We start from the raw sequence: 26,964 nt of genomic DNA on the forward strand, positions 1-26,964 counted from the left end.
GATAGGAGAATAAAATGAATCCATTAATCCAAAGCTTGACTGAAGGTCAACTTCGTACAGATATCCCTTCATTCCGTCCTGGTGACACTGTTCGTGTACACGCGAAAGTTGTCGAAGGAAACCGTGAACGTGTTCAGATCTTTGAAGGTGTTGTTATTGCACGTAAAGGTGCTGGCATCTCAGAAAACTACACAGTTCGTAAAATCTCTAACGGTGTAGGTGTTGAACGTATCTTCCCAATCCACACTCCACGTGTTGAAAAGATCGAAGTTGTTCGTTACGGTAAAGTACGTCGTGCGAAATTGTACTACTTGCGTGCTCTTCAAGGTAAGGCAGCTCGTATCAAAGAAATCCGTCGTTAATTCGATGAACAAAAACTCTGCTCATACGGCAGGGTTTTTCTCTAGCTCCCTTAGTTCAATGGATATAACAACTCCCTCCTAAGGAGTAGTTGCAGGTTCGATTCCTGCAGGGAGCGAAACTAGCCACAAAAACACTGGATAACCAGTGTTTTTTCTTTGACCAAATTTTGAACATTTAATATGATATTCATGGTGTGTTATAATAGACATAGATTTTGTTGTTTTTTGGAGAGAGAAATGAAAGAAAGATATTATGAATTTTTGAATATGGCAGTTGTGGATACCAGTTCTATAAAGAATACTGACTTTTTAAAGTCAGTTGCGATGGAGGTTATTTTTGCCTTACTGGTATTTATAGTGTCTATTGTTATAGAAGGAGAGATACATGATGTGAGTATGATTATCCTTTACATCACTATCTATCATATATTGGTTTCGTTGTTCATGTTTTTGCTATTTCAAATATTTTCCAAATCAAAATTATTGCAATTGATTCCAGCTAGTTCTATTTTAATTTCTCATGTTGAGTTTCTTTTCTGGAGTTCTTTATTTTTGGGGAAGAACTACTGGTCTGTCTTCATGATGTTGATTGTCCTAAGCATTATGTTTCAACTACTAACCTTTGTTTACCAGTTGTTAATTGTCCCTAAAGCTAAGAAATTGCCACATGGTGAGTATAGGAAAAATCTTTTATTTCTTCCTTCTATTGTTTACCTATTGATTTCAGCAATTGCAATGGTTATAGCACGTTTATTTACGTTGCCGGCGGTATATGTTGTTCCTTCCCTTGTTGTAGCGAGCATAGTCTGTCTTCCCTTCTATTGGCTTGAATATGCACGAGTATTTACAGGTTGGAAAAAGAAAAGCACTGATAACATTATTTTTAGAGGATAAATAAAATGAAACCAACAAACTTAGAATGGGAAGATGTAATCCAGTTTGAAGAGGTTGAAGGCTATGGGAAATCCATCTGGAAAAATGAGGATAAATATTATTTAGTTTCAGAAGAGGGAACTGTGGCTTCTTGGTTAGCAGTCTATGAATTACCCCAAGAATTATTCTCACTACTAGATAGTGGAGAGAGATCACTACTCGAAATATCTTGGAAGATTAAGCACGATCGTTGGCCACCGACGGAGGAAGAAAAGAAGGATAGTGAGAAACGATTCATAGAAGAGAGTCCTACATCATTAATTGATTTACCTGAAACTAGAGAGTTATTTACTCAGGAAGAGCTTGAAAGATTAATTCCAATTGCTGAGCAAATGTGGATAGACTGGAGAGGCAATCTTCCAGACGATTATGTATCGCCATTGAAATAGGCAGAGAAGGATGAATATGACAATAATCAAAGGAAATGGGTTTATTATAACTGAAGAAAATGGCAATTATACAATGTCTTGGATGACGGGAGGATTTCAAGATAGAGAAGTTACTTATCCACTAAGTAAAGAATTAGTAGATAAAGCTTTAATGTCAGAACAGGATGCTTACGAGGTTGAGCTATTCTTACGAACTGGAGAATGGGTGACTAAAGGAAGTAAAGAAGTAGCTAGGCAAAATTACTTTAGATCCTCACCGGTTCGTATTTTGGTAAATCCATCATCTATTAAACGATTGTTTTCCAATCAAGAATTTGAAGAACTGTTACAAAAAGCAATTTCTTCAGAGCTCAAACCAACTGAACTTGATGCTATTGGTATAGTTGATAATCATTTAGAGCTTCTTCTGGTGGATCCAGTTGGCTGGGAGGAAGAGATAGAAGCAGTACATCTGGAAATTCTGCAGGAAAAAATCAACAATTATATTCACTTCCTCGAAAGCAAGCAGTATGTGGCACGATACGGCGATAGTTTTGACAAAAAAGTCATCCATATCACATTCCAGTATTCTCCATCTGATAATGGACTAGCCTTTCTCGCAGCGGTTAAGAAAGTGTTACAACCGACAGATATGAACTTGAAGGTGGAATTGCCGGAGTGATAAAGGGATAGGAAACGCTCTCTTGATAATTTTCTATCTGCGATTGAACGTCAAGGCTATTATGAAATCAAAAATCCACGTGTCTATAAACCAGGCACTAATAAAATTATTTCAGTTGAAGGGATTTTTAGAATAAATCAATGGAGTAAATAAATGCAGACATATAAATTAAAAAATAAAGAGAATTATAAATATTTTGTCAAACATTATCTAGAGGTGATGAAGGAAAGAAGAGAAGCAGAAGCATTTCTTGGAGAGGATATTAGGTATCGTTTTCAACAACGCAACTCAATGATAACAGAATACACTGATATTCAGGTGTTGATGGAATATTGTTTATTCCCTCTATATGTAGAAGGTGATAAAGATATAGAGAGAAGGACATTTGAGATATTAAAAGAGTTCTCTTTAAGTATTGATGAAAAGAAAATATGGCAAGTTACAGAATATTTATTGCTTCAAGATTTTATACTGGCGGAATATAAGCCTCTTCCTTTTGAAATTGATACAAGAAAATTAGTTCCTCTTATACTTGATACAATAGAAAAACTTCCTAACGAGTTAAAAACTAGTGGATATTATGCTCGATTAATTGGAAATATTAAATCAATTCCTTCTTTCAAGTATTATGAGGTGGAAAAGGTAGAGAAGATTCTTAAGGAATTCAAGGAAAAATACTACAATCCACCTAAAGTAGTAGAACTATAGCAAACACCATAGTGAATGTGAGAGTTGTGGAGAATTTTAAATGACAAAACAAGAATTAGTAGATTTCATTAATAAACAAAGGGATAAGATAGGGATATTTCATATTGCGCTTAATGAACGATTTGAAGGACAATTTACTTTGGGCTACTATTACGATGAGAACTCTAAACAATATATGGTGTATGAGATTAATGAGCGCCAAGATATTTGGATTAGAGATAAATTTATAAATGAAAATGATGCAATAGAGCGACTTTTTCGTTTGATAAAATCAACATTTTGGATAAAATAATCTCATATATAGTTAGACGTTTCAGAAATAGAATGATTAGAAATAATAAAACAATGTAAAAGGTGTTGTATGACAACAGAAATTCAACAATACAAAAATTGTACGATATTAAAGAATAATAATGATTATCAGATTCTGTGGAGTAGAGGGAAAGAAGTGCTTAATTTTCCCATTAGCCAGGAATTAGCAGAACGTGTTTAAAAATCAGACAAAGATTCTTTAGAAGTAATGTTTTATTGTGAACATCATCATTGGCCAAAGAAAAATGAGTTAGAAGATTATAATCAATCGGATACGATTGTACATAGAGGCAATGGATTTATTGTATATGTGACAGACGGCTATTACGAAATTAGCTTCTTTAAAGAAATTGGCGGAGCCATGGGTCCAGAAGTTCGCTATCCTATTACTAAAGAACTGATGGATAAAGCATTTGAATCTTCTAGGGGAGCATATGAAGTCATGATTTATGCTGAAACAGGGCACTGGCCTATAAGTGATTAGTAAATAGGTTTCAAATAACAAAGGTGATTTTAATGAAAGTAATCTATTTAAGCAAAAAAGATATGTTGGAAATTTGTCAAGATGGTGATAAGTATTTCTTGCGTTATCCAACTTTTAATATTACCATGCCAGAAGTAGTTCAAGAAATCCCCAAAGAAGCTGTAGATAGTTATATGTCGGGAGAACATACTGGTAAAGAGTTGATGAATTATGCAGATTATGGTTTTTGGAAATCTAAAAAGCAATATACACAGGAAGAGTCAGACAAAATTTTTATACGAAATAATCCTGACCTAATTTTTAATGATTTATCTGATAACAAAAAAATATTTTCTTCTGAAGAGTTTACTCAAATTGTCACTCAAGCTATCGTTTCAAAATTGAAACCTAGCGAACTTGACGCAATTGGTATAGTTGATAGTCATTTAGAGCTTCTTCTGGTGGATCCAATTGGCTGGGAGGAAGAGATAGAAGCAGTCCATCTGGAAATTCTGCAGGAAAAAATCAACAATTATATTTACTTCCTCGAAAGCAAGCAGTATGTGGATCGATATGGTGATAACTTTGATAAAAAAGTCATCCATATCACATTCCAGTATTCTCCATCTGATAATGGACTAGCCTTTCTCGCTGCGGTTCAGAAAGTGTTACAACCGACTGATATGAGCTTGAAGGTGGAATTGACGGAGTGAGTTGAATAAAAAGTTAGCGAAATTTTTGACCAAAAATTGACCAAGTTAGATAGAAAAGCCCTTAGAATAGGTTTCCTAAACATATTTTATATTCCTGCAGGGAGCGAAACTAGTCACAAAAACACTGGATAACCAGTGTTTTTTCTTTGACCAAATTTTGAACCATTCATAAGATATCCATGGTGTGGTATAATAGGCGTAGAATGTTTAGGAGAAAGAAATGAAAAAACACTTATTTTGGCTTATTAGTGTAATGCTAATATTTTTGACACTTTTTGCACTAAATGGATGTAGTTTGGGTGGAGAAACCATTCCCAAAAACAGGACAAAGAAGCAGTACGAATTCGAAAAAACGTTTGAACCCATGTTTAAATTTTTAGAACAAGACAAGAAGGAGTTTACTGGACTAAAGTCATACACTAGTGATGTTTATATAAAAAATCAAGCTAAAGTCAAAAAGTACGAAGTGGACTTAGATATTAATCAAGCTGATATTAAAGGAGATTACATAATAACACGTGGTGACACTAAAGAGACAGTTCCTGTTACTTATTCTAATGGTAAGTTAAATTATGAGTCAGAGATAGATCCTTTATTTGATGAAGAAATTCTTAATTTAGTGGTTTCAAGAGATTATTTCGCTTCCTTAGATGTGAAAAAGACTTTTAAGAGCGCAGAAACTGAATTGAGTGATATTGTCTACGAGCCAAAAATCAATCAGAGTTTTATAAAAAAATAGTGGAAAAGTATAATCTTCCATCTGACACAAAACTTTCAGTTAGTCTTGGATATGCGTATTATGACAGATACGATATACTACTAAGTTTAGAATCAGAAGAAAAATTGGTTCAAATTAGTGCTGCAATTTATCTAGTGAAAGGAAAGTAATTTTTTGAATCCGATCAAAAAGATTGTAAGCTAAAAATAGCACTAATTTCAATATTGGAGAAATTTTTACATGAAAAATCATAAACACTTATTTTGGCTTATTAGTGTAACGTTAATATTTTTGACACTTTTTGCACTGAATGGATGTAGTTTGGGTGGTGAAACAATCCCCAAAAATAGAACAAAAAAACAGTACGAATTCGAAAAAACGTTTGAGCCCATATTTAAATTTTTAGAGCAAGATAAGAAGGACTTTACGGGACTAAAGGCTTATATTTGTGATATTTATATAAAAGATGGATATCCAGTAAAGGATTATAATATTGATTTAGATATTACTGAATCAGGCATTAAGGGTGATTATACAATAACACGTGGTGACAGTAAAGAAACAGTTCCAGTTACATACTCTAATGGTAAACTAAATTATGAGTCAGAGATAAATCCTTTATTTGATGAAGAGATTCTTAATTTGGTAGTACAAAGAGATTATTTCGCTTCCTTGAATATAAAAGAAACCTTTAAGAGTGCTGAAACTGAATTGAGCGATATCATCTATGAACCAGAAAATCATTCTGACCTCTATAAATATCTTAAAAATAAGTACGATATGCCAGAGGATACGACCTGTCGAATAATATTAGATTACTCTAGTGGAACAATCTATGGTATTACAATTCAGATGAATTCGAAAGATAAGACAGTTCAGTTGGATTTAACAATATTTAAACAAAAGGGATGATAGTTTATGAACGAAATCGAAAAGAGCAATCGTCGGGTTAAAAGGTAAGCAATACAAATGCTAGTTAGGGATAGAAACATGAAAAAAGGTTTATTAATTGGCTGTTTATCCATAGTTATACTATTTGTAATGTTCATAATACTTAGTCCTATTATTGCAATGATGGATATGTGGGGGCTATTTGCCCATGCAAGTCGGAATGAACTTGAGCAAGCAGTGCATCGCTCTTATGAGAACTACGGTCTTACAGGACAGTTTGAGTTAGAAGAATATGAAAAAAACTATACAAGTGTAGGAGGATTTGTAATCCATGGTACTTACACTGAAAATATAGATGGTAAAACCTATCAGGCTAATTCTCGCTTTGAATACTATACTCGTCCTTCGGAAAACAAAAAGTATAAAAAGACGGATGCAGAAGTAGATTATGAACAAAACAAAAAAATTTATCAGGCTTTTCCAGAATTAGCCTATCTAGGAATTGAGATTAGTCCAGGCACCAGCGAATTTTTAAAAAATTTGGATACTTCAATAACAGATCCTAAAATGACTGCTTTGAAGTACGAAGGGATTGATTTTCAATTTAATAGTAAATCTGGCAACATGTATCTTTATGATAAAATATTAGAGGAAAATCAAAGAAATGGACAAGCATTACAAGGGATGTATCCTATGGATGCTCAATATCTTTTCCAAAAAGATATTTTTATACCAGAATTTCAATTTCGATACTACACTCCAGAAGACAAGAAAGATCAGTTGTATAATGCCTATCTTGAAGACCTTGAATCGCAAATGAAAGAATTTTTCAGCAATCAACCCTTACCAAGCGGTCTTTATGCTGTAAAGATTGATAAATATGAAGGGGATAAACTTGTCAATAATAGCGGTGGATATTATGTAAAGATTGAGAATCGTCAAGTTGTGGAGTTTATCAAAGATTTATACTAAAAGTTGCGTTCAACTGTTCAAAATATAAGAGAAAGATGAAATTTTTTAAATGACCCAAGAAGAATATTTGCAACTAAAAAAAGAATATAAAATTCGCTTAGTCTTAGTATTAGTTCTATTCGTATTATTTTCTATCCTAAGTATTTTGCTTATCATAAATCTCAATAGATTTATCCCGCTAGGCGCGACAGCCATTGCTACAGTTGTGCCATTTAACCATTTTTTACTCGTTCCACTTTGGGAAGAGAAAAAAGCGATTGAAGCAGAGCATCCTGAATGGAAGGACCTTAGTACAAGCGGAGTTAGGGTCCCTTCGACAGAAGCGAGTAAACGAAACATAGCAACTGTTGGGAGCGTTGTTGCCTTGTGCTTTTCGTTCGCTCTACTCTATAGGCCTGCTAAGGTATACCAGAAGGTCCCTACTGCCGATGAACTAAAGAACCTTCCCAAGATTGAGAACAAGGGCATTCCTAAACTGGATAATAAAAAAATTCCAAAAATAAAAAGGGAATCAGAAGAGTAATCTGTAATGAAAATACCCCAGGAGTTAGACTTTTTCTCTAACTTCTGGGGTGCTTTTATTATATTCTATTCAGTTTACAAGACCCAAGTACGAATAGCATGGGCAACGCCGGATTCATCATTTGTTTTGGTGATGTATTTGGCGATTTTTTTGAGTTCTGGGTTTCCGTTTTCCATAACAACGGGGTTTCCAACGACTGCTAGCATGGCACGGTCATTTTCTTCATCACCGATCGCCATGGTTTCATCCTTACTTAGTCCAAGTTTCTCAGCTAGGTGCGTAATGGCTGAACCCTTGTCTACATCCTTTTTAAGGAGTTCTAGATAAAATGGAGCAGATTTGTTGATAGAGTAGCGCTCGTAAAATTCTGCTGGAATCTTTTCAATAGCAGCATCGAGAATCTCTGGTTCGTCGATAAACATACATTTGACGATTTCTTTATCAGCCATCTCTTCAGGTGTACGGTAAAAAATTGGCATGCTGACGAGGTTTGACTCGTGTACGGTGTATTTTCCGATATTGCGATTGGCAGTGTAAATGCCGTCTTTGGTAATAGCATGCATATGGACTCCCAGTTTACGGCTGAGAAATTCCATATCCAGATAGTCCTCGTAAGTCAAGGATTCGCTGATAATCTCATGGCCATTAGCGGTTTCTTGGACAAGAGCACCGTTGAAGGTCACAACATAGTCACCTTCATCTCTCAACTGCAAGTCGTCAAGAAGTTTGGCAACACCAGCGATGGGGCGTCCTGTTGCAATGACAACCTTGACTCCAGCTGCTTTGGCATCTTGGATAGCTGCAAAAACTTCTGGAGTAATTTCTTTTTTGCTATTAACCAGGGTACCATCAATATCGACGGCGATTAGTTTTATACTCATAAATTTCCTCTGTTATTTCTTGTCTGGAGTGAAATGATCATTCTCAATCAAATGAGAAAATTGTTGAATGATATTTGTGAAAATACTGTTTTGCTTAAGCATTTCTTTAGGGAAGTAGAAGCGGTTGTCACCATGACGGCTTCCTGCAAGAGATTGGACGATAGGAGATAGGCTAGAAAGTTCTGCCAGCTCGCCATTCTTTTGGACAATCTCGATTTGAGTTCTTGGATTTTCAGACTCTGGTCGATAAATATCGTAAGGAAGGTCAAAATTCTTGTGGATAGCAGTGTAGTAGTTGGGGTCAAACCCAATTTCTTCTACGAAATTTCGCATGATTTCAAGCTGGTCTTGATCTTTCTGAGAAAAAGTAATAGATTTAAAGACCTTACGATTGATAAAACGTTGGGAAAGGTCGGCTAGAATCTTGTCTGTACTAGTCATCCAGAGTTGGAAATAGGTATTCATAACCCCGTCGTCAAGTGCTAGATAGTCAGACAAGCTAACGTTTTTCTCAAAAAATGGCAGTAGATGTGGTGATGTTAGGGCAAAGAAGTCTTTATTTTCAGGATAGAGCTCTTTGGCACGTTTCAAAAGATTTTGTAGAAGAACTTCCATGGCCCGTGTAGCTGGGTGGAAATAAACCTGCATATACATCTGGTAACGGCTGAGGACATAATCCTCGATAGCGTGCATTCCATTACGCTGAAAGGCGATTCCATTTTCAACAGGGCGAATGACACGAAGAATACGAGTCAGATCGAACTGGCCATAAAAAGCACCGGTGAAGTAGGAGTCGCGCAGGAGATAGTCCATGCGGTCCGCATCAATCTGACTTGAAATCAGTTGAACGACCTGTTTGTTGGGATAAGTGTGGTCGATAACGCTAGCAACCTTTTTAGGAAAGTCAGGAGCAACCTGCAAAAGAACCTGGTGAATCTCTGTTTCAGGGTTTTGGATTATTTCCTGAGTAATTGCCTCATGGTCAGTATCAAAGAGATTTTCAAAAGTATGAGAGTAGGCACCATGTCCAAGGTCGTGGAGAAGTGCTGCAGTCATGGTCAAGAGAGACTCATTGGAATCCCATTCTTCAGGGTATTTTTCTTCGAAAATTTCAGTGATTTGACGAGCAATTTCATAGACGCCCAAACAGTGTGAAAAACGACTATGCTCTCCGCCATGGAAGGTATAGCTAGATGTCCCTAACTGTTTGATACGACGGAGCCGTTGAAATTCTTTTGTATTGATCAAGTCGTAAATGACTTGATTGTTAACGTGGATATAGTTGTGAACTGGGTCACGAAATACTTTTTCATTCATAAGACCATTATAGCAAATTCCGAGGCTTTTTGGTAAAATAGTAGGGATAAGTGAGAAGAAAGAGGAATAGTTGTGAAGATTAGAATGAGAAATACCATCAAGTTCGATGAACAATTGGAAGTAATCGATCAACTTTATGATGTTGAATTACGTGAAAAGGGCGATTTTTCCTATCTCCTTTTTTACAATGAAGACCAAGAAAAAGTAGTTTTGAAATTTAATGGGGAGGAACTGGTCATGACACGTTTCTCAAATCCCAAGACCATCATGCGTTTTCTCAAGGATACTGATAGTTTAGCCTATATTCCAACACCTATGGGACTGCAGGAGTTTATCATCCAAACAAGCCACTACGATGTTGGTGAAGAGAAGATTGAACTAGCCTACCAACTACAAAACAAAGAAGGAGTTCCATTTGCCAACTACCGTTTAGAAATTACTTGGGGATAAGAAAAAGAGGCTGGGACAAAAGTCCTAGCCTCTAAATTGTCTTTGGATTGTCGAGCAAGACGCAGTGGTTGAGTGGGCTCTACTACGCTGATTTCATCAGCTTTTACAGCCCTACTCAACTGTGCGGAGGTGGGACGACGAAATCGAATTCTAACGAATTACCGATTTCTGCCCCACTCTCATTTGATATACAGTTCCTGATTTTTCAAGACGATTTCACGTACACTTGCAAATTTCTTCAGTTTTTTAAGTTCTTCTGGATGTGTCACAAGAGTGATGACATAGCCTTCTTTACCCATACGTCCTGTACGACCTGCACGGTGAGTGTAAGTTTCCGTGTCTCTAGGGACATCAAAGTTAATCACGCATTCCAAGCTATCAATGTCGATACCACGAGCGAGAAGGTCTGTGGCAAGAAGTAGTGTCAGTTGATTATCTTTGAATTTTTCTAGAATAACTTTTCTAAATTTGACGTTGACATCGCTAGCTAGCGAAACTGCTAAAACATCACGATATTGTAATTTTTCCTCCGCGCTTCCAAGGTCTGACAAGCTATTAAAGAAGACAAGACCACGGAAATCTTCAACCTGTGCCAGTTTACGAAGCATATCTACTCTGTGACGTTGGTCTACTTGCATGTAGAAGTGTTGAATATTGTCTAACTTTTGGTCTGATAGATCAATGACGCGCGTGTTAGGTGCAATCTTATCTTGGTCAAATTTGGTAGTGGCACTCATGTAAATAAGTTGATGGTCACGAGGTGCATAGTTGGTAATTTTCTCGACAAAATGAATTTGAGAATCATCAAGGAGCTGGTCGAATTCATCAAGAATGATTGTTTCCACGTTCATCATCTTGATTTTTTTCAACTTAATCAGTTCAAAGATACGACCAGGAGTTCCAATCAGGATTTCTGGTCCTTTTTTAAGTCGTTCAATTTGGCGTTTTTGGCTAGAACCGGATAGAAATAGCTGAGCTGTTAATCCGATGGCCTCACCCCAGGTTTTAGTGACTTCAAAAATTTGTCCAGCAAGCTCAGTATTAGGTGCTAAAATCAATAATTGTTGGGCTTTTTTCTTTTGCAGTTTGAGAAGACTAGGTAGGAGATAGGCTAAAGTCTTTCCTGTTCCAGTAGGACTGACTCCAAGTAGGTTTTCACCTTCTGTTATAGGTTCAAAAAGTTGAGTTTGAATGGGGGTGAATTCTTGGAAACCGAGTTGGTCAAGGAGTTCAAGCCATTCGGTAGGTAGTTTGGTTTTCATTTTTCTGCCTCAAATCTAATGCCAGCATTCTGGCGCATGGTGTAAAGTAGGTTGTGGACGTGTGTCGCATCATCAATCCAAGATTGGTAGAGAGTCAGGTCTGCTTGCTTGATCATGTTTGCAAAAGCAGCAACTTCCTCAGTCATGTTGTGAGGAGCCTGCTGGATAGCTAGATGTGTTTCATTACATTGATGATCTTTAAAAATAGCTGATTGGACATGCTCGATTGTATTAAGTGTCAAGGTTCCATCAGTAGTATAAATCTCACAAGGAAGATTAGAAGTGATATTCTTTCCTGCTTTGATATGCACTTGATAGTCAGGATATGAGAGAATACCATCCCCATTTAAATCAATGCTATTATCTAGTTTCTGAGCTTGATAGGTTGCATGAGTCGGTTTTCCAAATAAGCGAACAGCAGCGTAGATTGGATAAATACCAAGATCCATAAGTGCACCACCTGCAAAACGGTCTGAGAAAACATTAGGAGTATCGCCAACAAGAAGGTTAGGCATCTTAGAAGAATATTTAGCGTAGTTAAAGTCTGCACCAAGAATTTGTTTGTTCGCAAGAAAGTCTTTGATTGTGGCAAAAGCATCTTCGTGGTAGTTTCTTGCTGCTTCAAAGATAAAACATTTATTATCTTTAGCCGTTTGAACTAATTCCTGCCATTCTTGTGGTTGAGTCACCGCTGGTTTTTCAAGGATAACATGTTTTCCAGCAGATAAAGCCATCTTTGCCTGACTAAAATGCAGGGAATTCGGACTAGCAATGTATACCACATCGAATGAATCATTAAAGAAATCATTTAGCTGATCAAATAGCTTAACGCCTTGATACTGTTCAACAAACTTTTTTGCGGTTTCTATTTTTCTAGAATAGACTGTAGCCAGTTGAAATTTCCCGCTAGTATGGGCAGCCTCTAGAAAATGATGGCTGATTGAACTAGTTCCTATGATACCAAGTTTTAGCATAGTTACTCCTTTTCCACAAGTAATGATTGATTTCATTATATCATAGAAAGAGCCAACTCGTTAGCTTGAGATAATTCTTTTGCTTTGATACTTCGAAATTTCTAGAAAAAATGGTACAATAGTTACAGTATATTTAGGAGATTAGTATGAGATTATTACCTATGAGAAAAATTTCTCGTCATTCAAAAAGATTGGCGCTTTTTTTGACTTTTTGTGCAGGTTATGTCGATGCCTATACGTTTATTGTAAGAGGGAATACCTTAGTCGCTGGGCAAACGGGGAATGTGGTATTTCTATCAGTCGGAATCGTTCAGAGAAATTTGGCTGATGCTGAAATAAAGATATTGACACTTTTATCTTTCATGTTAGGCGTTTTTTTGCTTACGATTTACAAGGAAAAACTTCGCATTGTTAAAAAAACCATTCTATCACTTGTTCCATTAGCTATTTTATCATTGATAATCGGCTTTGTTCCATTGAGTGTTGATAACATGTTTATTATTCCTCCTCTGGCTTTTTGTATGGGTCTCGTTACAACAGCTTTTGGAGAGGTTTCTGGAATTGCCTATAATAATGCCTTTATGACGGGAAATATCAAACGCACCATGTTGGCTTTTGGCGAATACGTCCGGACCAAGCATACAGCCTTTTTGATGGAAGGATTGATTTTTGTGAGCCTACTTGTTAGTTTCATTCTAGGAGTAGTATTTTCAGCTTACTTAACGATTATCTTCAACGAAAAAACGATATTAGGTGTCCCTATCATGATGAGTATTTTTTATCTAAGTATGGTTTTATCTTCTTTGCGAAAAAAGTCTAATAAAAGGCTGAATTTTGAGTGAAAATACTTGTCAAAAATTTGGAATCATGCTATACTTGTAGAGTTGACTATGCACAGTCCTGTGCAACCGCACGAACATCGTTGCTCGTCGTATAACAAATTTAAACTTTGTCATTATCGCCTTGCCTAACACAAGTTATGTCTTCGGCTCAATTCCTAGTTTATTCTTTGTTATACTAAGAGCTCTTCTTTTAAGTGGTTCGTCCCACGATGCTAGGCGAGTCTTCACAAAAATTCGGGGAAACCCCAAAAAATCATAGGAGGTGCATAATGAGCACATACGCAATTATCAAAACTGGCGGAAAACAAGTTAAAGTTGAAGTTGGTCAAGCAGTTTACGTTGAAAAATTGAACGTTGAAGCTGGTCAAGAAGTTACTTTTAACGAAGTTGTTCTTGTTGGTGGTGAAAACACTGTTGTCGGAACTCCACTTGTTGCTGGAGCTACTGTAGTTGGAACTGTTGAAAAACAAGGAAAACAAAAGAAAGTTGTTACTTACAAGTACAAACCTAAAAAAGGTAGCCACCGTAAACAAGGTCATCGTCAACCATACACTAAAGTTGTCATCAACGCAATCAACGCTTAATTTTAAGGAGAACACATGATACAAGCAGTCTTTGAGAGAGCCGAAGATGGCGAGCTGAGGAGTGCGGAGATTACTGGACACGCCGAGAGTGGCGAATACGGCCTAGATGTCGTGTGTGCATCGGTTTCTACGCTTGCCATAAACTTTATCAATTCCATTGAGAAATTTGCAGGCTATGAACCAATCTTAGAATTAAACGAAGATGAAGGTGGCTATCTGATGGTTGAAATTCCAAAAGATCTTCCTTCTCACCAGAGAGAAATGACACAATTATTTTTTGAATCATTTTTCTTAGGTATGGCAAACTTATCGGAGAACTCTTCTGAGTTCGTCCAAACCAGAGTTATCACAGAAAACTAACACGGAGGAAAACATTATGTTAAAAATGACTCTTAACAACTTGCAACTTTTCGCCCACAAAAAAGGTGGAGGTTCTACATCAAACGGACGTGATTCACAAGCTAAACGTCTTGGAGCTAAAGCAGCTGACGGACAAACTGTTTCAGGTGGATCAATCCTTTACCGTCAACGTGGTACACACATCTATCCAGGTGTAAACGTTGGACGTGGTGGAGACGATACTTTGTTCGCTAAAGTTGAAGGCGTAGTACGTTTCGAACGTAAAGGTCGCGATAAGAAACAGGTTTCTGTTTACCCAATCGCAAAATAAACATTAAATAAGGCTTTCCAAGATTTTTGGAAAGCTTTTTTTCTTGTACAATATTAGTATCAGTTATTTTTTAAGTTTACTTCAAAAACTATTCTGAATCAATAAAATCTTAAGGAACTTATTTGATTTATTATGATAGATAATAAGAAAGAAATATGGTATAATATAGGGTGAGACCTTATGAATAAATAGTGAAAGAGTATATAAAAATAATGAAAAAAATTGTCATTAACGGTGGACGCCCATTAAAGGGTGAGATAACCATCAGTGGAGCGAAAAATAGTGTAGTAGCTCTGATTCCAGCTATTATTTTGTCAGATGATGTAGTTATTTTGGACTGTGTTCCAGACATCTCTGACGTTGCTAGTTTGATTGATATCATGGAAATTATGGGTGCTAGTGTAAAGCGCTATGATGATGTTTTAGAGATTGATCCTCGTGGTGTTCAAAATAAACCAATGCCATATGGTAAAATCAACAGTCTTCGCGCATCCTATTATTTCTACGGTAGTCTTCTTGGACGTTTCGGTGAAGCAACAGTAGGTTTACCTGGTGGATGTGACTTGGGACCTCGTCCGATTGACTTGCATTTAAAAGCCTTCGAAGCCATGGGTGCTAAGACAACCTATGAGGGAGACAATATGAATCTCTCAACAAACGGCTCTAGATTACAAGGCGCTCATATTTATATGGATACTGTTAGTGTCGGAGCAACTATTAACACAATGCTTGCAGCGGTAAAAGCTCAAGGACGTACAGTCATTGAAAACGCGGCTAGAGAGCCTGAAATCATTGATGTAGCTACATTGTTAAATAATATGGGAGCTCATATTCGTGGTGCAGGTACAGATATGATTACTATCGATGGTGTTGAATCTCTACACGGCACACGCCATCAGGTAATTCCTGACCGTATTGAAGCAGGGACTTATATTGCAATGGCTGCTGCTGTGGGGCAAGGAATCCGTATCAACAATGTACTTTATGAACATTTAGAAGGTTTCATTGCGAAACTTGAAGAAATGGGTGTTCATATGACGGTTTCTGAAGATAGTATCTACGTTGAAGAACAAACAAATCTTAAGGCTGTGAATATCAAAACAGCTCCATATCCAGGATTTGCTACAGACCTTCAACAACCGATTACCCCTCTTTTGTTGAAAGCAGAAGGACGAGGAACACTGATTGATACCATTTATGAAAAACGTGTCAACCATGTCTTCGAATTAGCCAAAATGAATGCAGATATTTCTACAACGAATGACCATATTTTCTACAAGGGTGGCAATCCTTTACACGGTGCAAGTGTAAGAGCGACTGACTTACGTGCAGGAGCTGCCTTGGTTATTGCTGGATTAATGGCTGAAGGTAGAACAGAAATTACTAGTGTAGAGTTCATTTTAAGAGGCTACTCAAATATTATTGAAAAATTACGTAACCTTGGAGCAGATATTGAGCTAATCGAAGATTAGCCATTTTGAGGAACACAATGAATATCTGGACAAAATTAGCAATGTATTCTTTCTATGAGACGGAACGTTTGTTTTTCCGTCCATTCTTTTTTACGGATGTAGATGACTTTCATGCTCTAGCATCAGACCCTGAAAATCTCCAATTTATTTTTCCTACGCAAGCCAGCATTGAGGAAAGCCAATATGCTCTTGCTAACTACTTTATGAAATCACCCTTGGGAATTTGGGCGATTTGTGATAAGAAAGCACAGAAGATGATTGGAGCCATCAAGTTTGAAAAGCTAGATGAAATTCGTAAAGAAGCGGAAATTGGCTATTTTTTAAGGAAAGATTATTGGTCTCAGGGATATATGACGGAAGCAGTGACTAAATTACGTGATTTGTCTATGGATCAGTTTGAATTAAAGCAACTTTCTATTGTGACGCATCTAGAAAATAGTGCTAGTCAAAAGGTTGCACAAAAATCAGGCTTCGTTCTATATCGCCGTTTCAAGGGTAGTGATCGATATACTCGTAAGATGCGGGATTATCTAGAATTTCGCTATACAAAAGGAGAGCTAAATGAGTAAACACCAAGAAATTTTAGCTTATTTAGAAGAATTACCAGTCGGAAAACGGGTCAGTGTTCGAAGTATTTCAAATAGACTGGGAGTGAGTGATGGTACAGCTTATCGTGCTATCAAAGAAGCTGAAAATAGAGGATTGGTTGAAACACGTCCTCGAAGTGGAACTGTTCGTGTCAAATCAAAAAAAGTTGCCATTGAGAAACTCACTTTTGCGGAAATTGCAGAAGTCACTGGTTCAGAGGTTTTAGCTGGTCAAGCTGGGTTGGACAGAGAATTTAGTAAATTTTCCATAGGAGCGATGACCGAGAAGAATATCCTTTCTTACCTTCATGATGGTGGGCTAGTCATTGTCGGTGACCGAACACGCATCCAGTTGTTGGCATTAGAAAACGAAAATGCTGTCTTGGTCACAGGTGGATTTGAAGTTCATAAAGATGTTTTGAACGCAGCTGATAAGAAGAATATCCCAGTGTTACGCAGTAAACATGATACATTTACCATTGCGACTATGATTAACCGAGCTTTGTCAAATGTTCAAATAAAGACGGATATTTTAACTGTTGAAAAAATCTATCGTACTTGTCATGAATATGGTTTTTTACAGGAAACGGATACTGTTAAAGATTACTTAGATTTAGTTCGTAAGAATAGAAGTAGTCGCTTCCCTGTTATCAATCAGCATAAGGTTGTTGTGGGTGTCGTGACCATGCGTGATGCTGGAGATAAATCACCAGGAACTACCATTGATAAGGTCATGACAAGAACTGTCTACATGACCGGTTTAGCCACAAATATTGCTAACGTGAGCCAGAGAATGATTGCAGAAGATTTTGAAATTGTACCTGTTGTACGGAGCAATCAAACCTTGCTTGGTGTCATTACTAGACGTGATGTCATGGAAAAAATGAGTCGTTCTCAGGTCTCAACTTTACCAACCTTTTCAGAACAGATTGGACAGAAGTTGTCTTATCATCATGATGAAGTTGTTATTACAGTCGAACCCTTTATGTTAGAAAAAAATGGTGTTCTGGCTAATGGTGTTCTTTCAGAAATCTTGACTCATATGACGCAAGACTTGGTCGTTAATAGCGGGCGTAACCTCATCATTGAACAAATGTTGATTTACTTCTTACAGGCTGTTCAGATTGATGATGTTCTACGGATTCAAGCTAGAATTATTCATCATACGAGACGATCGGCTATTATTGATTATGACATTTATCTCAATCATCAAATTGTATCAAAAGCAAATGTAACTGTAAAAATTAATTAGAATCTAGGAGTAAACATGATTACATTAAAATCAGCTAGAGAAATCGAAGCTATGGATAAGGCCGGCGATTTTCTTGCGAGCATTCACATTGGCTTGCGTGATATCATCAAGCCAGGTGTTGATATGTGGGAAGTAGAAGAGTATGTTCGCCGTCGTTGTAAAGAAGAGAATTTCCTTCCACTACAGATTGGTGTTGATGGAGCAATGATGGACTATCCATATGCAACCTGCTGTTCGCTCAATGACGAAGTAGCACACGCCTTCCCTCGTCATTATATCCTCAAAGAGGGTGACCTTCTCAAGGTTGATATGGTTCTTGGTGGGCCAATCGCGAAGTCTGACCTCAATGTTTCTAAACTCAATTTTAACAACGTTGAGCAGATGAAAAAATATACTCAAAACTTTACGGGTGGTTTGGCTGATTCTTGTTGGGCATACGCAGTTGGTAAACCATCAGAAGAAGTTAAAAACTTGATGGACGTGACCAAGGAAGCTATGTATAAGGGTATCGAGCAAGCTGTTGTTGGTAACCGAATTGGCGATATTGGTGCAGCGATTCAAGAATATGCTGAAAGTCGTGGATACGGTGTTGTCCGCGATCTTGTAGGACACGGTGTTGGCCCAACTATGCATGAAGAACCAATGGTTCCTAACTATGGTGTAGCTGGTCGTGGTCTCCGTCTTCGTGAAGGTATGGTTTTGACAATCGAACCTATGATTAATACAGGTGATTGGGAAATCGATACAGATATGAAGACAGGTTGGGCGCACAAAACTATCGACGGTGGTCTATCATGTCAGTATGAACACCAGTTTGTTATTACCAAGGATGGACCTGTAATCTTGACAAGTCAAGGTGAAGAGGGAACTTATTAATCAAAAAGGGAGCTGAGCTCCTTTTTTTATTCGTTAAAGTTGAAATCAAATTTGCGTAGCAGATATCTTACAAACGTTTTCTTTTATAGTAAAATAAAAGATGACTATATGAAAGAAGGTTCTTAATTGGAAAGTATTATATTTTTTATCTCTGTATTTTTAGCTGGGGTTTTATCGTTTTTCTCACCCTGCATATTTCCCTTGTTACCAGTCTATGCAGGTGTTTTGTTAGATGATCAAGAGCAGTCAAAGACATTTCGGTTTTTAGGTAAAGATGTTGCCTGGTCAGGATTAATTCGGACATTCTGTTTTATCGCAGGTATCTCTCTAATTTTCTTTATTCTAGGGTTTGGAGCAGGATTTCTCGGCAACTTACTCTATGCTGATTGGTTTCGTTATGTTATGGGTGGTATTATTATCATACTAGGATTACATCAGATGGAAATCCTTCATTTACGAAAATTAGAGTTCCAAAAAACAGTAAGATTTGATCAAAAACAGTCTAGTAAATATCTATCAGCCTTTCTATTAGGTATTAGCTTCAGCTTTGGTTGGACTCCATGTATTGGTCCAGTTTTAAGTTCAATTTTAGCATTAGCTGCCTCAGGAGGAAATGGAGCTCTTCAAGGGGCCTTATTAACCCTAGTTTATACTCTTGGAATGGCGCTTCCATTTTTAGTATTGGCCTTGGCATCAGGTCTCATCATGCCTTATTTTAGTAGAATTAAATCTCACCTACTCTTACTGAAAAGAATTGGTGGTTTACTAATTATTCTCATGGGAATTTTATTAATGTTGGGACAGTTAAATGTCTTATCCGGAATATTAGGATAAAAGGAGTAATCTATGAAAAAAACAATCTATTTTGGACTTAGTTTCTTATCTATCTTTCTTTTGATTGCTTGTGGCAAGGAAGAGAAGGAATCAAGTCAGGAAAATCAAACGAGTCAAACACAGCAACAAGCAACGGTTAAACAAATAGCTGTAGGAGCAGAAGCGCCTGATTTTACGCTACAATCGATGGATGGAAAAGAAGTCAAACTATCTGATTTTAAAGGTAAAAAAGTTTATCTAAAATTCTGGGCTTCTTGGTGCGGACCATGTAAAAAAAGTATGCCAGAACTAATGGAACTTGCTGCAAAAGAAGATCGTGATTTTGAAATATTATCTGTTATTGCACCAGGCCTTCAAGGTGAAAAAACCATAGACCAATTTCCAAAATGGTTTGAGGAGCAGGGCTATAAGGATATTCCTGTCCTATATGACACCAAGGGGACAACCTTCCAAGCCTATCAGATTCGAAGCATTCCAACAGAATTTCTAATCGATTCAAATGGTAAAATTGCCAAAATCCAAATAGGTGCAATTAGTAATGCAGATGCAGAAGCGGCGTTTGCACAAATGAATTAACGTTATAAAAAAATGTCTAGACTGTTTTGTCTAGACATTTCTTTTTTTAAAAATTTAATTGAATTAGTTTTTAGAAGCAGCTTGGAATTCTGGATTTTTCCATGCTTCGTCAATAATTTCTTGCAATTCACGAGCAGAAAGTTGCATTTTTTGAGTTTCAGCGTCGTTCAATGGGATGTTAACTGGGCGAACGATACCGTGCGCACCAACGATAGCTGGTTGACCGATAAAGACGTTTTCAACTCCGTATTGTCCTTCTTGGAAGACTGAAAGTGGAAGAACCGCATTTTCATCATCAAGGATAGCTTTTGTGATACGAGCAAGAGCAACTGCGATACCGTAGTATGTAGCACCTTTTTTGTTGATGATTGAGTAAGCAGCGTCACGAACTGAGATGAAGAGCTCAACAAGATCTGCTTCATTCAAGTCACGGTTAGCTTGCAACCATTGTTCCAATTTAACACCAGCAACGTTAGCGTGTGACCAAACAGCAAACTCAGAGTCACCGTGTTCACCCATGATGTAGGCGTGAACTGAACGAGCATCAACACCGATAGTTTCAGCAAGTGCTTGACGGAAACGAGCTGAGTCAAGTGAAGTACCTGAACCGATAACACGTTCTTTAGGGAATCCTGAGAATTTCCAAGTTGAGTAAGTTAAAATGTCAACTGGGTTAGCAGCAACAAGGAAGATACCGTCAAAACCAGACGCAACAACTTGTTCAACGATTGATTTGTTGATAGCAAGGTTTTTACCAACAAGGTCAAGACGAGTTTCACCTGGTTTTTGTGGAGCACCGGCAGTGATAACTACAAGGTCTGCATCCGCACAGTCTTCATACTTAGCAGCATAGATTTTTTTAGGCGAAGTAAAAGCTAGCGCGTGGCTAAGGTCTTCAGCGTCACCAACTGCTTTTTCAAACAATTGAGGAATTTCAATGATACCAAGTTCTTGTGCAATTCCTTGTGTTACGAGGGCAAAAGCGTAAGATGAACCTACGGCACCGTCACCGACGAGGATAACTTTTTTGTGTTGTTTAGTTGCTGTCATTTGTCTAAACATCTCCTTTATTTTATTAAGGGGGAACCCCATTTGATTTCATTCTATCACTTTTGCTAAGCTTTGTCACGGATATACCTTCGGGATAAATATGTAAACGTTTTACACGTGTTGTTAAACTGTAAAATAGTCCAAACTATGGTATAATATATGTAATTACTAATAGTGAAATGAGGCATTTGTTAATGCAAGATAAAAATTTAGTGAATGTCAATCTGACCAAGGAGATGAAGACTAGCTTTATCGACTACGCCATGAGTGTAATCGTATCGCGTGCTCTTCCTGATGTTCGTGATGGGTTGAAACCTGTTCATCGTCGTATTTTGTACGGAATGAACGAATTAGGAGTTACGCCTGATAAACCTCATAAGAAATCTGCCCGTATTACAGGGGACGTAATGGGTAAATACCACCCACACGGGGACTCATCTATCTATGAAGCTATGGTTCGTATGGCACAATGGTGGAGTTATCGTTACATGCTTGTTGACGGGCATGGGAACTTTGGTTCCATGGATGGTGATGGAGCTGCCGCTCAACGTTATACTGAGGCTCGAATGAGTAAAATTGCTCTTGAAATGCTTCGTGATATCAATAAAAACACGGTCGATTTTGCTGATAACTATGATGCCAATGAACGTGAACCGTTAGTTTTGCCAGCTCGATTCCCAAATCTTTTGGTCAATGGCGCTACAGGTATCGCTGTTGGTATGGCAACCAATATTCCACCACACAACTTGGGTGAAACAATTGATGCCGTTAAACTAGTTATGGACAATCCAGAAGTTACAACCAAGGAACTGATGGAAGTTCTTCCTGGTCCAGACTTCCCAACTGGTGCTCTAGTTATGGGGAAATCAGGTATTCACAAAGCTTACGAAACCGGGAAAGGTTCCATTGTTCTTCGTTCTCGTACAGAAATCGAAGAAACAAAAACTGGTCGTGAACGTATTGTTGTTACTGAATTCCCATACATGGTTAACAAGACTAAGGTACATGAGCATATTGTGCGTTTGGTTCAAGAAAAACGTATTGAAGGCATTACAGCTGTACGTGATGAATCGAACCGTGAAGGTGTTCGCTTTATTATCGAAGTGAAACGTGATGCATCTGCCAATGTTATTTTGAATAACTTGTTCAAGATGACTCAGATGCAAACTAGCTTTGGTTTTAACATGTTGGCTATCCAAAATGGTGTTCCAAAGATTCTCTCTCTTCGTCAAATCTTAGATGCTTATATTGAACACCAAAAAGAAGTGGTGACTCGACGCACTCAATTTGATAAAGAAAAAGCTGAAGCTCGTGCTCATATCTTGGAAGGTTTGCTGATTGCACTAGACCACATCGACGAAGTTATTCGTATTATCCGTGCCAGTGAAACTGATGAAGAGGCCCAAGCAGAATTGATGAGTAAGTTCAAGCTTTCTGAACGTCAAAGTCAAGCCATTCTCGACATGCGTCTCCGTCGCTTGACTGGTTTGGAACGTGATAAGATTCAATCTGAGTATGATGACCTGATTGCTTTGATTGCTGATTTAGCTGATATTCTTGCAAAACCAGAACGCGTAGCACAAATCATCAAAGAAGAACTAGATGAAGTCAAACGTAAGTTTAATGATAAACGTCGTACAGAATTGATGGTTGGTGAAGTCTTGACACTTGAAGATGAAGATTTGATTGAAGAGTCTGATGTTCTCATTACTCTATCCAATAAAGGCTACATTAAACGTTTAGACCAGGACGAGTTTACAGCTCAAAGACGTGGTGGACGTGGTGTTCAAGGTACTGGTGTTAAGGATGATGATTTTGTTCGTGAGCTTGTTTCTACTAGCACCCACGATCACTTACTCTTCTTTACCAACAAAGGACGAGTTTATCGACTAAAAGGGTATGAAATTCCTGAATATGGCCGTACAGCCAAAGGTCTGCCTGTCGTAAACCTCTTGAAATTAGATGAAGGTGAGAGTATCCAAACCATCATCAACGTAGAATCAGAACGTAGTGACGATGCTTACCTCTTCTTTACAACTCGAGCAGGTATCGTTAAGAGAACCAGCGTCAAAGAATTTGCAAATATTCGTCAAAATGGTCTCAAAGCCTTGAATTTGAAAGATGAGGATGAATTGATTAATGTTCTCCTTACTCAAGAAGATACTGACATCATCATCGGTACTAAATTAGGCTATGCAGTTCGATTCAATCAATCTTCAGTACGTAGTATGAGCCGTAGCGCCACAGGTGTTAAAGGGGTAAACCTTCGTGAAGGTGATGCTGTAGTTGGTGCACGAGTGATAACTGACCAGGACGAAGTTCTTATCATTACTGAGAAAGGATACGGTAAGCGTACAGTTGCTACTGAATATCCAACTAAAGGTCGTGCTGGTAAAGGTATGAAAACCGCTAATATTACTGATAAAAACGGTCAACTTGCCGGTCTACTTACAGTAAAAGGTGACGAAGACTTGATGGTCATCACAGACACTGGTGTTATGATTCGAACAAATGTTGCCAATATTTCACAAACTGGACGCTCTACTATGGGAGTGAAAGTAATGCGTCTAGATGAAAATGCTAAGATTGTAACCTTTACAACAGTTGCAGCAGCAGAGAAGGAAGAAGTTGAGGCAGAAAACGAAACAGAAAGTGAAGAATAATGTCTCGAAAAAGAACTAAAAATAAAAAGAATAAGCGTAAGAATCTGCTGATTAATATTTTGGCTGGCTTTCTAATCCTTTTGTCTCTAGCCTTGATTTTTAATTCGCAGATCCGTAATATTTTCATGGTATGGAATACGAATAAGTATCAAGTTAGTCAAGTTTCAAAAGAGAAACTCGAAGAAAACAACGATGCAAAAGGAAATTTCGATTTTAATTCTGTTAAGGCTATCTCTTCTGAAGCAGTTTTATCAGCACAATGGGATGCACAGCAGTTGCCAGTTATAGGTGGAATTGCAGTTCCTGAAGTAGAAATCAACTTGCCAATCTTTAAAGGTTTGGACAATGTAAACTTGTTCTACGGAGCAGGAACGATGAAACCAGACCAAAAAATGGGTGAGGGCAATTATTCTTTAGCTAGCCACCATATCTTTACAGCTGAGAATGCAAGTCAAATGCTTTTCTCACCATTGGTTAATGCTAAAGAAGGGATGAAGATTTATTTGACTGATAAAGATAAAGTCTATACCTACGATATTCGTGAAGTGAAACATGTGACACCAGATCGTGTTGATGAAATTGATGATCGTGAAGGTATTAATGAAATTACCTTAGTAACTTGTGTGGACTACAATGCTACTGAACGGATTATCGTAAAAGGAGATTTAAAAGATATCAAACCTTATTCAGAAACTCCGTCAGATGTAATAGCTGCATTTAATAAACCTTATAAACAAAGATATTAATCAGTAAGATTGAAGAAAAGGCTTCGCTAGAGATAGCGAGTCTTTTTTCTTGTAGATTTCAGAAAATAGATTAGGTAAAGACTTTTCAATTCCTCCAAAAAGTAGTATAATGTTTCTATTATAGAAATTTTTAGAAAATTCCAAAAGAGGTTTGTTATGGGATACACAGTTGCTGTTGTCGGTGCTACAGGTGCCGTTGGTGCTCAAATGATCAAAATGTTGGAAGAATCAACTCTTCCAATCGATAAGATTCGTTACCTTGCGTCTGCACGTTCTGCAGGAAAGGTCTTGCAATTCAAAGGTCAAGATGTGACGATTGAAGAAACAACAGAAGATGCTTTTGAAGGGGTTGACATTGCTCTCTTCTCAGCTGGTGGATCAACTTCTGCAAAATATGCACCTTATGCTGTTAAAGCAGGGGCAGTTGTTGTAGATAACACTTCTTACTTCCGTCAAAATCCTGATGTACCTTTGGTAGTGCCTGAAGTGAACGCCCACGCTCTTGATGCTCACAACGGAATCATCTCTTGTCCAAACTGTTCAACGATTCAAATGATGGTTGCTCTTGAGCCTGTTCGTCAAAAATGGGGCTTGGATCGTATCATCGTATCAACTTATCAAGCAGTTTCAGGTGCTGGTATGGGAGCAATTCTTGAAACTCAACGTGAGCTTCGTGAAGTCTTAAATGATGGAGTTAACCCACGTGATGTTAAATCAGAAATCTTACCTTCAGGTGGAGATAAGAAACACTATCCAATCGCCTTCAACGCTCTTCCACAAATTGATGTCTTCACAGATAATGACTACACATACGAAGAAATGAAGATGACAAACGAAACTAAGAAAATCATGGAAGACGATAGCATTGCCGTTTCAGCAACTTGCGTACGTATTCCAGTTTTGTCAGCTCACTCTGAGTCTGTTTATATTGAAACAAAAGAAGTAGCCCCAATCGAAGAAGTGAAAGCTGCTATTGCTGCCTTCCCAGGTGCCGTCCTTGAAGACGATGTTGCTCACCAAATCTATCCTCAAGCTGTTAATGCTGTAGGTTCACGCGATACTTTCGTTGGACGTATCCGCAAAGACCTGGATGCTGAAAAAGGAATCCATATGTGGGTAGTTTCTGATAACCTCCTTAAAGGTGCCGCTTGGAATTCAGTCCAAATCGCAGAAACACTTCACGAACGTGGTTTGGTTCGCCCAACAGCTGAATTAAAATTTGAATTGAAATAACATGTTGGAGTTCGTTTGAACTCCTTCTTTAAAATAGAGAGGAATTATTGTATGTCTTATCAAGATTTAAAAGATTGTAAAATTATTACAGCTTTTATTACTCCTTTTCATGAAGATGGCTCTATCAATTTCGATGCTATTCCAAATTTAATTGAACACTTATTGGCACATCATACAGATGGAATTCTCTTAGCAGGTACAACTGCTGAGAGTCCAACCCTAACTCACGATGAGGAGTTGCAGTTGTTTGCGGCTGTACAAAAGGTTGTTAACGGCCGTGTTCCTTTAATTGCGGGTGTTGGTACTAACGATACTCGCGACTCTATCGAGTTCGTCAAAGAAGTAGCAGAATTTGGCGGTTTTGCAGCTGGTCTTGCGATTGTTCCTTACTACAATAAACCATCTCAAGAAGGTATGTACCAACACTTTAAAGCCATTGCAGACGCATCTGATTTGCCAATTATTATCTATAACATCCCAGGTCGTGTGGTTGTTGAAATGACTCCAGATACCTTGCTTCGTTTGGCGGAACATCCAAATATTATCGGTGTCAAAGAATGTACTAGTCTTGCCAATATGGCTTACTTGATTGAGCATAAGCCTGAAGAATTTTTGGTTTACACTGGTGAAGATGGGGATGCTTTCCATGCTATGAATCTTGGTGCTGACGGTGTAATTTCTGTTGCTTCTCATACGAATGGTGATGAAATGCATGAAATGTTCACTGCAATTGAAGAGAGTGATATGAAGAAGGCAGCAGCAATTCAACGTAAATTTATTCCTAAAGTCAATGCTCTTTTCTCATACCCAAGTCCTGCACCTGTTAAGGCAGTTCTCAACTATATGGGATTTGAAGCTGGTCCAACGCGCCTCCCATTGGTTCCTGCGCCGGAAGAAGATGCTAAACGCATTATCAAGGTTGTTATTGACGGAGATTACGAAGCAACTAAAGCGACTGTTACTGGAGTTCTTCGACCTGATTACTAACATAACAAAGATAAATAGAAACTTCCTAACAAGTCAAATTGTTGGGAGTTTTTTTCTTTTTCT

30 protein-coding genes, 1 tRNA gene and 2 pseudogenes are annotated in these 26,964 nt (G+C 37.8%); 28 read left to right on the plus strand and 5 right to left on the minus strand.

What is annotated here, in order from left to right:
- The first annotated feature begins 14 nt into the window (after positions 1-14).
- The 13 genes and pseudogenes from rplS to HMPREF1481_RS03745 all read left to right on the plus strand — a co-directional run bounded on the left by rplS (position 15) and on the right by HMPREF1481_RS03745 (position 7,645).
- A complete protein-coding gene (gene rplS, locus HMPREF1481_RS03685; protein WP_001068670.1) occupies positions 15-362 on the plus strand; it encodes a 50S ribosomal protein L19 in 348 nt (115 codons plus the stop codon).
- 44 nt (positions 363-406) lie between these two features.
- Positions 407-478: transfer RNA gene (locus HMPREF1481_RS03690), tRNA-Arg, on the plus strand.
- A gap of 121 nt (positions 479-599) precedes the next feature.
- Positions 600-1,256, plus strand: coding sequence for a hypothetical protein (locus HMPREF1481_RS03695; protein WP_016465727.1), 657 nt, complete (start codon positions 600-602; stop codon positions 1,254-1,256).
- Between the two features lie 5 nt (positions 1,257-1,261).
- On the plus strand, positions 1,262-1,684 hold the full coding sequence (locus HMPREF1481_RS03700; protein ID WP_016465728.1) for a hypothetical protein: 423 nt from the start codon (positions 1,262-1,264) through the stop codon (positions 1,682-1,684).
- 16 nt (positions 1,685-1,700) lie between these two features.
- On the plus strand, positions 1,701-2,345 hold the full coding sequence (locus tag HMPREF1481_RS03705) for a DUF6572 domain-containing protein (RefSeq protein ID WP_016465729.1): 645 nt from the start codon (positions 1,701-1,703) through the stop codon (positions 2,343-2,345).
- Between the two features lie 153 nt (positions 2,346-2,498).
- Entirely contained in the window at positions 2,499-3,053 is a 555-nt protein-coding gene (locus HMPREF1481_RS03710) for an NAD glycohydrolase inhibitor (protein WP_016465730.1), read from the plus strand.
- 40 nt (positions 3,054-3,093) lie between these two features.
- Positions 3,094-3,345, plus strand: a complete 252-nt coding sequence (locus HMPREF1481_RS10495) for a hypothetical protein (RefSeq protein WP_016465731.1) — start codon at positions 3,094-3,096, stop codon at positions 3,343-3,345.
- Positions 3,346-3,414: 69 nt separating this feature from the next.
- Positions 3,415-3,849: pseudogene (locus HMPREF1481_RS10995) on the plus strand (hypothetical protein).
- A 32-nt stretch (positions 3,850-3,881) separates the two neighbouring features.
- Positions 3,882-4,541, plus strand: a complete 660-nt coding sequence (locus tag HMPREF1481_RS03725; protein WP_016465734.1) for a DUF6572 domain-containing protein — start codon at positions 3,882-3,884, stop codon at positions 4,539-4,541.
- Between the two features lie 220 nt (positions 4,542-4,761).
- Positions 4,762-5,429: pseudogene (locus HMPREF1481_RS10505) on the plus strand (hypothetical protein).
- Positions 5,430-5,499: 70 nt separating this feature from the next.
- Positions 5,500-6,171 carry a hypothetical protein gene (locus HMPREF1481_RS03735; protein ID WP_016465736.1) on the plus strand — a complete coding sequence of 224 codons (672 nt, stop codon included), beginning with the start codon at positions 5,500-5,502 and terminating at the stop codon, positions 6,169-6,171.
- Positions 6,172-6,249: 78 nt separating this feature from the next.
- Positions 6,250-7,122, plus strand: a complete 873-nt coding sequence (locus tag HMPREF1481_RS03740; RefSeq protein ID WP_016465737.1) for a hypothetical protein — start codon at positions 6,250-6,252, stop codon at positions 7,120-7,122.
- Positions 7,123-7,171: 49 nt separating this feature from the next.
- Positions 7,172-7,645 carry a hypothetical protein gene (locus HMPREF1481_RS03745; RefSeq protein ID WP_016465738.1) on the plus strand — a complete coding sequence of 158 codons (474 nt, stop codon included), beginning with the start codon at positions 7,172-7,174 and terminating at the stop codon, positions 7,643-7,645.
- Positions 7,646-7,719: 74 nt separating this feature from the next.
- Here the strand turns inward: HMPREF1481_RS03745 and yidA are convergent, their stop codons facing one another.
- Together yidA and HMPREF1481_RS03755 are read right to left on the minus strand one after the other, a co-directional pair.
- Complete coding sequence (gene yidA, locus HMPREF1481_RS03750; protein WP_016465739.1) at positions 7,720-8,526, minus strand: sugar-phosphatase; 807 nt, start codon at positions 8,524-8,526, stop codon at positions 7,720-7,722.
- 12 nt (positions 8,527-8,538) lie between these two features.
- Entirely contained in the window at positions 8,539-9,843 is a 1,305-nt protein-coding gene (locus HMPREF1481_RS03755; RefSeq protein WP_016465740.1) for an HD domain-containing protein, read from the minus strand.
- 72 nt (positions 9,844-9,915) lie between these two features.
- Between HMPREF1481_RS03755 and HMPREF1481_RS03760 the strand changes: the two genes are divergently transcribed.
- Complete coding sequence (locus HMPREF1481_RS03760; RefSeq protein ID WP_016465741.1) at positions 9,916-10,293, plus strand: DUF1934 domain-containing protein; 378 nt, start codon at positions 9,916-9,918, stop codon at positions 10,291-10,293.
- Positions 10,294-10,472: 179 nt separating this feature from the next.
- Here HMPREF1481_RS03760 and HMPREF1481_RS03765 read toward each other — a convergent pair whose 3' ends face one another.
- Positions 10,473-11,555, minus strand: coding sequence for a DEAD/DEAH box helicase (locus HMPREF1481_RS03765; protein ID WP_016465742.1), 1,083 nt, complete (start codon positions 11,553-11,555; stop codon positions 10,473-10,475).
- Positions 11,552-12,529 (minus strand): Gfo/Idh/MocA family protein, encoded by a 978-nt coding sequence (locus tag HMPREF1481_RS03770; protein ID WP_016465743.1) that lies wholly within the window; start codon positions 12,527-12,529, stop codon positions 11,552-11,554. Before HMPREF1481_RS03770 ends, HMPREF1481_RS03765 begins: the two co-directional genes overlap by 4 nt.
- 146 nt (positions 12,530-12,675) lie before the next feature.
- Here HMPREF1481_RS03770 and HMPREF1481_RS03775 point away from each other — a divergent pair, with 146 nt between their 5' ends.
- The 10 genes from HMPREF1481_RS03775 (at position 12,676) to sdbB (ending at position 20,222) form a co-directional block, all read left to right on the plus strand.
- Entirely contained in the window at positions 12,676-13,371 is a 696-nt protein-coding gene (locus HMPREF1481_RS03775; RefSeq protein ID WP_016465744.1) for a YoaK family protein, read from the plus strand.
- A gap of 269 nt (positions 13,372-13,640) precedes the next feature.
- Positions 13,641-13,955, plus strand: a complete 315-nt coding sequence (gene rplU, locus HMPREF1481_RS03780) for a 50S ribosomal protein L21 (RefSeq protein WP_000109141.1) — start codon at positions 13,641-13,643, stop codon at positions 13,953-13,955.
- A 15-nt stretch (positions 13,956-13,970) separates the two neighbouring features.
- Positions 13,971-14,315, plus strand: a complete 345-nt coding sequence (locus HMPREF1481_RS03785) for a ribosomal-processing cysteine protease Prp (protein WP_000613699.1) — start codon at positions 13,971-13,973, stop codon at positions 14,313-14,315.
- Positions 14,316-14,331: 16 nt separating this feature from the next.
- Complete coding sequence (rpmA, locus tag HMPREF1481_RS03790) at positions 14,332-14,625, plus strand: 50S ribosomal protein L27 (protein ID WP_006154204.1); 294 nt, start codon at positions 14,332-14,334, stop codon at positions 14,623-14,625.
- 212 nt (positions 14,626-14,837) lie between these two features.
- A complete protein-coding gene (locus tag HMPREF1481_RS03795; RefSeq protein WP_016465745.1) occupies positions 14,838-16,097 on the plus strand; it encodes a UDP-N-acetylglucosamine 1-carboxyvinyltransferase in 1,260 nt (419 codons plus the stop codon).
- 17 nt (positions 16,098-16,114) lie between these two features.
- Positions 16,115-16,666, plus strand: a complete 552-nt coding sequence (locus tag HMPREF1481_RS03800; RefSeq protein WP_016465746.1) for a GNAT family N-acetyltransferase — start codon at positions 16,115-16,117, stop codon at positions 16,664-16,666.
- Positions 16,659-17,936 carry a CBS-HotDog domain-containing transcription factor SpxR gene (gene spxR, locus HMPREF1481_RS03805; protein ID WP_016465747.1) on the plus strand — a complete coding sequence of 426 codons (1,278 nt, stop codon included), beginning with the start codon at positions 16,659-16,661 and terminating at the stop codon, positions 17,934-17,936. The genes HMPREF1481_RS03800 and spxR overlap by 8 nt, the downstream gene beginning before the upstream one ends.
- 15 nt (positions 17,937-17,951) lie before the next feature.
- Positions 17,952-18,812, plus strand: a complete 861-nt coding sequence (locus HMPREF1481_RS03810) for a methionyl aminopeptidase (protein WP_006148631.1) — start codon at positions 17,952-17,954, stop codon at positions 18,810-18,812.
- A 126-nt stretch (positions 18,813-18,938) separates the two neighbouring features.
- Positions 18,939-19,646, plus strand: coding sequence for a thiol-disulfide oxidoreductase-associated membrane protein CcdA2 (gene ccdA2, locus HMPREF1481_RS03815; protein ID WP_016465748.1), 708 nt, complete (start codon positions 18,939-18,941; stop codon positions 19,644-19,646).
- A 12-nt stretch (positions 19,647-19,658) separates the two neighbouring features.
- A complete protein-coding gene (sdbB, locus tag HMPREF1481_RS03820) occupies positions 19,659-20,222 on the plus strand; it encodes a thiol-disulfide oxidoreductase-associated lipoprotein SdbB (protein WP_016465749.1) in 564 nt (187 codons plus the stop codon).
- A gap of 63 nt (positions 20,223-20,285) precedes the next feature.
- Here the strand turns inward: sdbB and HMPREF1481_RS03825 are convergent, their stop codons facing one another.
- A complete protein-coding gene (locus HMPREF1481_RS03825) occupies positions 20,286-21,272 on the minus strand; it encodes an L-lactate dehydrogenase (protein ID WP_004253416.1) in 987 nt (328 codons plus the stop codon).
- Between the two features lie 194 nt (positions 21,273-21,466).
- On the opposite strand from HMPREF1481_RS03825, the gene gyrA reads away from it, so the two are divergent.
- The 4 genes from gyrA (at position 21,467) to dapA (ending at position 26,901) form a co-directional block, all read left to right on the plus strand.
- A complete protein-coding gene (gyrA, locus tag HMPREF1481_RS03830; RefSeq protein WP_016465750.1) occupies positions 21,467-23,935 on the plus strand; it encodes a DNA gyrase subunit A in 2,469 nt (822 codons plus the stop codon).
- Positions 23,935-24,681 (plus strand): class A sortase, encoded by a 747-nt coding sequence (locus HMPREF1481_RS03835; protein WP_016465751.1) that lies wholly within the window; start codon positions 23,935-23,937, stop codon positions 24,679-24,681. Before gyrA ends, HMPREF1481_RS03835 begins: the two co-directional genes overlap by 1 nt.
- A gap of 156 nt (positions 24,682-24,837) precedes the next feature.
- Positions 24,838-25,914, plus strand: a complete 1,077-nt coding sequence (locus tag HMPREF1481_RS03840; protein WP_016465752.1) for an aspartate-semialdehyde dehydrogenase — start codon at positions 24,838-24,840, stop codon at positions 25,912-25,914.
- Between the two features lie 51 nt (positions 25,915-25,965).
- Positions 25,966-26,901 carry a 4-hydroxy-tetrahydrodipicolinate synthase gene (dapA, locus tag HMPREF1481_RS03845; RefSeq protein WP_016465753.1) on the plus strand — a complete coding sequence of 312 codons (936 nt, stop codon included), beginning with the start codon at positions 25,966-25,968 and terminating at the stop codon, positions 26,899-26,901.
- Positions 26,902-26,964: the final 63 nt, after the last annotated feature.

Source organism: Streptococcus sp. HPH0090 (assembly GCF_000411475.1).
Taxonomy (GTDB): Bacteria; Bacillota; Bacilli; order Lactobacillales; family Streptococcaceae; genus Streptococcus.

Excerpts from the sequence above, each read along its gene's own strand:
- HMPREF1481_RS03710 (WP_016465730.1), top strand. The coding sequence starts at position 2,499 with ATGCAGACATATAAATTAAAAAATAAAGAGAATTATAAATATTTTGTC.
- gyrA (WP_016465750.1), top strand. The coding sequence starts at position 21,467 with ATGCAAGATAAAAATTTAGTGAATGTCAATCTGACCAAGGAGATGAAG.
- rplS (WP_001068670.1), top strand. The coding sequence starts at position 15 with ATGAATCCATTAATCCAAAGCTTGACTGAAGGTCAACTTCGTACAGAT.
- HMPREF1481_RS03835 (WP_016465751.1), top strand. The coding sequence starts at position 23,935 with ATGTCTCGAAAAAGAACTAAAAATAAAAAGAATAAGCGTAAGAATCTG.
- rplU (WP_000109141.1), top strand. The coding sequence starts at position 13,641 with ATGAGCACATACGCAATTATCAAAACTGGCGGAAAACAAGTTAAAGTT.
- HMPREF1481_RS03775 (WP_016465744.1), top strand. The coding sequence starts at position 12,676 with ATGAGATTATTACCTATGAGAAAAATTTCTCGTCATTCAAAAAGATTG.
- HMPREF1481_RS03765 (WP_016465742.1), bottom strand. The coding sequence starts at position 11,555 with ATGAAAACCAAACTACCTACCGAATGGCTTGAACTCCTTGACCAACTC.
- HMPREF1481_RS03740 (WP_016465737.1), top strand. The coding sequence starts at position 6,250 with ATGAAAAAAGGTTTATTAATTGGCTGTTTATCCATAGTTATACTATTT.
- HMPREF1481_RS03785 (WP_000613699.1), top strand. The coding sequence starts at position 13,971 with ATGATACAAGCAGTCTTTGAGAGAGCCGAAGATGGCGAGCTGAGGAGT.
- HMPREF1481_RS03800 (WP_016465746.1), top strand. The coding sequence starts at position 16,115 with ATGAATATCTGGACAAAATTAGCAATGTATTCTTTCTATGAGACGGAA.
- HMPREF1481_RS03695 (WP_016465727.1), top strand. The coding sequence starts at position 600 with ATGAAAGAAAGATATTATGAATTTTTGAATATGGCAGTTGTGGATACC.
- spxR (WP_016465747.1), top strand. The coding sequence starts at position 16,659 with ATGAGTAAACACCAAGAAATTTTAGCTTATTTAGAAGAATTACCAGTC.
- HMPREF1481_RS03810 (WP_006148631.1), top strand. The coding sequence starts at position 17,952 with ATGATTACATTAAAATCAGCTAGAGAAATCGAAGCTATGGATAAGGCC.
- HMPREF1481_RS03795 (WP_016465745.1), top strand. The coding sequence starts at position 14,838 with ATGAAAAAAATTGTCATTAACGGTGGACGCCCATTAAAGGGTGAGATA.
- HMPREF1481_RS03725 (WP_016465734.1), top strand. The coding sequence starts at position 3,882 with ATGAAAGTAATCTATTTAAGCAAAAAAGATATGTTGGAAATTTGTCAA.
- HMPREF1481_RS03700 (WP_016465728.1), top strand. The coding sequence starts at position 1,262 with ATGAAACCAACAAACTTAGAATGGGAAGATGTAATCCAGTTTGAAGAG.
- HMPREF1481_RS03825 (WP_004253416.1), bottom strand. The coding sequence starts at position 21,272 with ATGACAGCAACTAAACAACACAAAAAAGTTATCCTCGTCGGTGACGGT.
- HMPREF1481_RS03840 (WP_016465752.1), top strand. The coding sequence starts at position 24,838 with ATGGGATACACAGTTGCTGTTGTCGGTGCTACAGGTGCCGTTGGTGCT.
- yidA (WP_016465739.1), bottom strand. The coding sequence starts at position 8,526 with ATGAGTATAAAACTAATCGCCGTCGATATTGATGGTACCCTGGTTAAT.
- rpmA (WP_006154204.1), top strand. The coding sequence starts at position 14,332 with ATGTTAAAAATGACTCTTAACAACTTGCAACTTTTCGCCCACAAAAAA.
- sdbB (WP_016465749.1), top strand. The coding sequence starts at position 19,659 with ATGAAAAAAACAATCTATTTTGGACTTAGTTTCTTATCTATCTTTCTT.
- HMPREF1481_RS10495 (WP_016465731.1), top strand. The coding sequence starts at position 3,094 with ATGACAAAACAAGAATTAGTAGATTTCATTAATAAACAAAGGGATAAG.
- HMPREF1481_RS03735 (WP_016465736.1), top strand. The coding sequence starts at position 5,500 with ATGAAAAATCATAAACACTTATTTTGGCTTATTAGTGTAACGTTAATA.
- HMPREF1481_RS03705 (WP_016465729.1), top strand. The coding sequence starts at position 1,701 with ATGACAATAATCAAAGGAAATGGGTTTATTATAACTGAAGAAAATGGC.
- HMPREF1481_RS03745 (WP_016465738.1), top strand. The coding sequence starts at position 7,172 with ATGACCCAAGAAGAATATTTGCAACTAAAAAAAGAATATAAAATTCGC.
- HMPREF1481_RS03770 (WP_016465743.1), bottom strand. The coding sequence starts at position 12,529 with ATGCTAAAACTTGGTATCATAGGAACTAGTTCAATCAGCCATCATTTT.
- dapA (WP_016465753.1), top strand. The coding sequence starts at position 25,966 with ATGTCTTATCAAGATTTAAAAGATTGTAAAATTATTACAGCTTTTATT.
- HMPREF1481_RS03755 (WP_016465740.1), bottom strand. The coding sequence starts at position 9,843 with ATGAATGAAAAAGTATTTCGTGACCCAGTTCACAACTATATCCACGTT.